Source organism: Pseudomonas morbosilactucae, assembly GCF_023241665.1.
Lineage (GTDB): Bacteria > Pseudomonadota > Gammaproteobacteria > Pseudomonadales > Pseudomonadaceae > Aquipseudomonas > Aquipseudomonas morbosilactucae.
In genome coordinates this window covers 1-501 of the sequence record NZ_JALQCX010000116.1, presented here as the reverse complement: position 1 = coordinate 501, position 501 = coordinate 1, and the positions used below count along the sequence as shown (strand labels likewise).

Annotated in this window: 2 protein-coding genes; both read left to right on the top strand. The window is 42.9% G+C overall.

The features are described from left to right. The coding region (locus M1B35_RS31925; protein WP_268264081.1) for a hypothetical protein at window positions 1-204 on the top strand (204 nt) is incomplete at its 5' end. Then, window positions 176-501 (top strand): molybdopterin-binding domain-containing protein (locus M1B35_RS31920; RefSeq protein WP_268264080.1); only part of this gene is annotated, 326 nt, incomplete at its 3' end. The genes M1B35_RS31925 and M1B35_RS31920, both read left to right, overlap by 29 nt.

The following is a 501-nucleotide window of genomic DNA, read 5'->3' as shown; positions in this document are numbered from 1 at the left end:
CCAAGCATGAGCAAGCACATTCATTTTGAATCTGTAGCTTCTCTGACCGGTTCTAATGCGGATGAAAAATATTTACACCGCCCATCTGAAACAGGTGCTATTGCTGCTGCTTTATTGAGTGCAGTAAATGGACAAGCTGTTACAGGTATCAGTGATGCAAAACTGAAAGCGGGTATTGAAAAAGCTGCGAAAAGCGCTGAATGAAAATAAAGGTGCTGCATTGGTGGTAGCAGGAAGCAATGATGTGAATGTTCAGATCATTGTGAACGCCATCAACAATGCCATTGGTGCCGGTGGAACTACCATCAACTGGGGTGTGCTGAATCATCAGCGTGCCGGTGTGGATGCTGATTTTGTGAGATTGGTGGAAGACATGAATGCAGGAATCGTGAATACTTTATTGGTGTATGGTGCAAACCCTGCTTATACTTGGTTCGATGCTGAGAAATTCAAAGCCGGACTGAAAAAAGTAAGAACTACTGTTTCTTTTGCTTCTAAAAT